Here is a 4601-nt window from a genome sequence, read left to right as displayed (position 1 = left end):
GCGCGGCCGACGCTCTCGGTGTGCAGCGTCGTCGCCAGGCCCACCAGGGCGATGGTGAACGGCACCACCGAGAGTGCCACCTGGAACGCCAGGGCACGGGAGTGGCTGAAGCCGTCCGCGTAACGGAAGCGGAGGAACGCGTCGACGAACAGCTGTCGCCGACCGTACGTGCGCAGCGCCGCCCACGCCTCGTCGCCGGAGAGCTCGTCCCCTGCCATGTCGCGCGTCTGGGGAACGTGTTTGGCGCTGCCCATGCGTCTCCCCCTCCGTCCTCGTCTCCGCCGGTCGCCGGCCGGCTCCGGTCGGAGCCCGCCGTTCATCCTGCCCGGAACTTCGGCGGGCAGCTGCTGCGACGTCCGGCGAGAGCCGCGGGAACGTCCAGCAGGCAACCGATCCGACGGGGCCCTGCCATGTCTTCCGGACTGACCACGATCGTTCGTCAGCTGCGGCGGCACCGTCCGCGACGACCGCCGCTTCCGCACCGGCCTGCGGATCTCGAAGCTGCCTCACCACAAGACGTTGGACGACTACGACTTCTCGTTCCAGCCCGAGCTCGACCCGCGCAAGGTCAAGGACCTCGCCACGTTGTCGTTCGTCGAGGCCAAGGCCAACGCCGCCCTGCTCGGGCCGCCGGGGGTGGGCAAGACGCATATTGCCGTCGCTCTCGCGGTCGCGGCCTGCCGGGCCGGCTACTCGATCTACTTCACCAGCCTTGACGACATGGTCCGCAACCTCAAGACCGCCGAGGCCGCAGGAAGGCTGACCAGCAAACTCGGCAGCTACCTGCGGCCCGCGGTTCTCGTGGTCGACGAGGTCGGCTACCAGCCCCTCGAACGCGCGGAGGCCAACCTGGTCTTCCAGGTGATCTCAAAGCGCTACAAAAAGGGCTCGATCCTGACCTCGAACAAGACCTTCAGCGAATGGGGGCAGGTGTTCGGCGATGAAGTCCTCGCCACCGCCATCCTCGACCGCCTCCTCCATCACTGCGACGTCATCTCCATCAACGGCCCCAGCTACCGGCTCAAGAATCGGCTCGCTGCCATCGAACGTGAACGGGACGACGCGGCCTGACCAAGCTTCCCGGAGTTTTTACAGGTCAGTCCAGACATGTCCCTCGGAGTAGTCGTGCCAGCCCCGGAAGTACCAGTTGGCAAGATCCCCGATTTGCTCGATGCAGTCCTCGAAATGGGCATCGGGCGCCGGCTTGGGGAAGTTCGGGTGTGACGTCCACGACGGAACCCAGGTCGCGACTTCATAGAACCCTTCGGCGACCCATCGATCGAGCTTCTCGTCGGACTGGGATCGCTCGCATGCGGCTCGCATCGCCTGTTCCAAGCGGGTGAAGGCAGCCCGGTCCCACTCCAGATCCCCGCGCAGCCGCAGCAGGAAGCTGCCCTCCTCTGCGTCGAACTCCCGCTTCAGAACCTTGGTGATCTCGTCCATAGCCGAGATCATGACAGTCCCCGGAGAGACCCCCGCATGGCTTTGTAGGTGAGTTTCGAGAACGTCTGTTGCTCAGCGGTGCGAACGCCTGGTTCCACGGGAGAGTGATGTCGCTGAGTTTCGAGAACGCCCAGGTGCTTGCCTCGGGACCATGGTTGTGCTCTGCACGACGAGGGGGCCCGGCTGCTGCCGAACTCCAAGGTCGATCTGTACGCGGCGATCCGCCGTGATGCCAGGACCGGCATGTCGACGCGTGCGCTCATGCGGAAGTACGGCGTCGGGTTCAACACCGTGCAGAGGGCTCTGGCCTCGGCCCTGCCGGAGCCACGCAAGAAGATGAGGCCACGGGCAACGCGCCTGGACCCCTACAAGCCGGTGATTGACGCCATCCTGAAGGCGGACCTGACCGCGCCACGGAAGCAGCGCCACACGGTCAGCGGATCTACGACCGGCTGCTGGACGAACATGAAGCCGTCGACGTCTCCTACCAGATGGTCCGCGCCTACGTCGCCGCCCGCCGTGAGGAGATCCGTCTCCAGGCCGGCAAGGGGGTGGTGGATGCGTTTGTCCCGCAGACCCACAGGCCCGGGGCGGAGGCAGAGGTCGACTTCGACGACGTCACAGTGAGGCTGGCTGGCGAGCTGGTGACCTGCTATCTGTTCGCGTTCCGGCTGTCGTATTCGGGCAAGGCCGTGCACCGCATCTTCGCCTCGGCCGGGCAGGAAGCGTTCTTCGAGGGCCACGTCCACGCTCTCAACGTGCTGGGCGGTTATGTGGGTGACAACTCTTCCGCGATCTCGTGTTCCCGGTCAGGATGGTCGCTCCCGTCGAGGAGCTCGGATGGCCTGGCAGCCGCAGTTGACACGACGCGTCGACGCCGCAGGGAACCCTGCGGCATCGCTCGGGCATGCCCTGGTCGACGACTACTTGGAGTTCGTGGCGGCACGCTGTCGGCCGAACACGTTGCTGGCCACCGCCTACGACCTAAAGGTTTTCTTCTCGGTGGTGCCCAAGGAGCCGGCCGACATCGTCCCTGCGGACGTCTTCGCGTTTATCACCGCTCAGAAGAAGCCGCGGCGAGGCCCGAAGGTCGTCCGGCTCGAAGACGGTGAGGCGGGGCTCTCGGCCAGAACCATCAAGCGCCGGCTCGCCAGCATCTCCGGGCTGTTCGGCTACCTGATGACCCGCGACGACCTCGAAATCGAGCGCAACCCGGTGCCGACGGGGCTGGCCAACCGCCGCCGCAGCGGCAATCGTGGGGCACCACTGTTGCGCACGCCCCGCACCCTTCCGCGCGTCCTTGGACCGGGCGAGGTCGAGGCGGTCCTCGGTGCGCTGAACACCGCCCGTGACCGGGCCATGGTCCTGGCAATGCTGCTGGGCGGCCTGCGCCGCTGCGAAGTCCTGGGCCTGCGCCTGGCCGACCTGTCCCCTGGCGAGCGTCGGGTCTTCATCAGCGAGGGCAAGGGCGGGCACCAGCGCCTGATACCCGTCTCCGCGCAATTCTTCAGCGCGGTCGGGGACTACCTGGACGGTGAGCGTCCGCCGGTCGAGCATGATCGGCTGTTCGTGGTGCTGCGCGGGCCGACCCGCGGTCGGCCGCTCTCCGCTGACGGCCTGGATGAGATCCTCGACGGCGTCCGGAAGCGGACCGGACTGCCGAAGTTGACGTGCCACCAGCTACGGCATACCTGCCTGACCCGGCTGCGGGAGGCGGGCATGGCCCTGGAAGCGGTACAGGCACAGGCCGGACACCGCTCCATCGAATCGACCCGCATTTACATCCACCTTGCGAACAGCTGGCTGGTCGAGCAGTACCTGCAGGCGAGTGCCGCGATCGACGCCGTCCGGGGGGAGTCCTGATGCGCCGGGCCCGAGCCGCAGCTCTGCCGGTCGTGCGCCCGGACCTGGTCGAGTTCTACCTCGCTCACCGGGCAGGGCAGGGCATGAACACCGATCACAAGGTCCGCTGGGGCGCTCGTGCTCTGCTCGCCGCAGTGCCCGACCTGACGGGCTTCTGTCGCCTGCCGCTGGAGTGCCAGCTCGCCTTCAACCATGAGACCCACCGGTTCATCAGCTGGCTCTCGGTGACGGGACGGATGCAGCCGGGGGCGGACTATCTGGTCGCCCGGCGCCCGCGACTGGGCATCGTGCTGGCCCGCACGGAGCCGGAACTGCACCTGCGGTTCATGGAGACCGCCCGCGCGCTCGGCTTTCGTGACACCGTGGCCATGACCCAGTTCAACCTGCTGGCCCACTTCATCGCGCTGTTCGGCAGGCAGCCGCACGAGCTGCAGCAGAGCGACTGGGACGAGGGACGCCGCCTACTGCTCGAGGCCGCCCGTCGCATCCCCAACCGCGGCGTCAAGGCCCTGTCGACCGCCCTGTTCAACCTCGAAGCGACCTTGTTCCACTGCGAGTTGACCGATCAGCTCCCACGCCGACGCTCCCCGGACCACGCCGACATCCGGGCCCAGGAGTGGGCCCGTGTCCCGGCCGCGATGGCGGACACCATGCACCACTACCTGCAGCAGATCGCCGGAACACTTCGGCCGGGCACCGTGAAGAACGCCGAACTGACGCTGCGGGAGTTCGCCCTCTTGGTCGCCGCCGAAGACGCGAACGTCACCTGCGTCGCCGCACTCAAGCGGCGGCATGTCGAACGCTACCGCCAGTGGCTGTTGGAGCGGCCGGCCGTCCGCGGCGGCTCACTGCACCGACACACCGTCCGCGATCGACTCAGCAAACTCCGCGGCTTCTTCCGCCGCCTGGACGAGTGGGACGCCGCCGACCGGCCGCCCCGCCAGCTGGTGTTCGACAGCGACTTTCCGATCGCGGACGAGCCGCTGCCCCGATTCCTCGACGACGCCGCGGCCGCCAAACTGCTGGCCGCCGCCCGCCAGGACCCCGATCCGTTCACCCGGCTGGCCATCGAGATCCTCGCTCGCACCGGGATGCGCCGCAGCGAGATGCTCGGCCTCACCATCGACGCTGTCGTGCAGATCGGCTCCGCCTACTGGCTCCGCGTCCCGGTCGGCAAGATGCACACCGACCGCTACGTTCCCCTGCACCCACAGCTGAAGACACTGCTGGACGACTGGCTGCTGCACCGGCCCGAGGGCCTGCGCTCGAACCTGCTGTTCACCGACCACGGCCGC

The 4601-nt window shown here is 67.7% G+C and carries 4 protein-coding genes and 2 pseudogenes; 3 read left to right on the top strand and 3 right to left on the bottom strand.

The window, feature by feature from the left end; genetic code table 11:
- Positions 1 to 254, bottom strand: a pseudogene (locus ACWD0A_RS34540) (hypothetical protein); the annotation flags it as partial.
- Positions 255 to 456: 202 nt separating this feature from the next.
- On the opposite strand from ACWD0A_RS34540, the pseudogene istB reads away from it, so the two are divergent.
- Positions 457 to 1071 (top strand): annotated as a pseudogene (gene istB / locus ACWD0A_RS34535) (IS21-like element helper ATPase IstB); the annotation flags it as partial.
- 18 nt (positions 1072 to 1089) lie between these two features.
- Here istB and ACWD0A_RS34530 read toward each other — a convergent pair.
- Together ACWD0A_RS34530 and ACWD0A_RS34525 are read right to left on the bottom strand one after the other, a co-directional pair.
- A complete protein-coding gene (locus tag ACWD0A_RS34530) occupies positions 1090 to 1443 on the bottom strand; it encodes a hypothetical protein (protein ID WP_451304651.1) in 354 nt (117 codons plus the stop codon).
- A 365-nt stretch (positions 1444 to 1808) separates the two neighbouring features.
- Positions 1809 to 2192 (bottom strand): hypothetical protein, encoded by a 384-nt coding sequence (locus tag ACWD0A_RS34525; protein ID WP_451304649.1) that lies wholly within the window; start codon positions 2190 to 2192, stop codon positions 1809 to 1811.
- 91 nt (positions 2193 to 2283) lie between these two features.
- Here ACWD0A_RS34525 and ACWD0A_RS34520 point away from each other — a divergent pair, with 91 nt between their 5' ends.
- Entirely contained in the window at positions 2284 to 3306 is a 1023-nt protein-coding gene (locus ACWD0A_RS34520) for a tyrosine-type recombinase/integrase (protein WP_451304647.1), read from the top strand.
- The coding region (locus ACWD0A_RS34515; RefSeq protein ID WP_451304645.1) for a tyrosine-type recombinase/integrase at positions 3306 to 4601 on the top strand (1296 nt) is incomplete at its 3' end. The genes ACWD0A_RS34520 and ACWD0A_RS34515, both read left to right, overlap by 1 nt.

Source organism: Streptomyces sp. NPDC002867 (assembly GCF_053591895.1).
Note: the sequence above shows the minus strand (reverse complement) of the source record. Positions and strands in the feature narration are given on the sequence as shown.

Bases quoted from the DNA above. Each gene is read 5' to 3' on its own strand.
- ACWD0A_RS34530 (WP_451304651.1), bottom strand. From the start codon at position 1,443: ATGGACGAGATCACCAAGGTTCTGAAGCGGGAGTTCGACGCAGAGGAG.
- ACWD0A_RS34520 (WP_451304647.1), top strand. From the start codon at position 2,284: ATGGCCTGGCAGCCGCAGTTGACACGACGCGTCGACGCCGCAGGGAAC.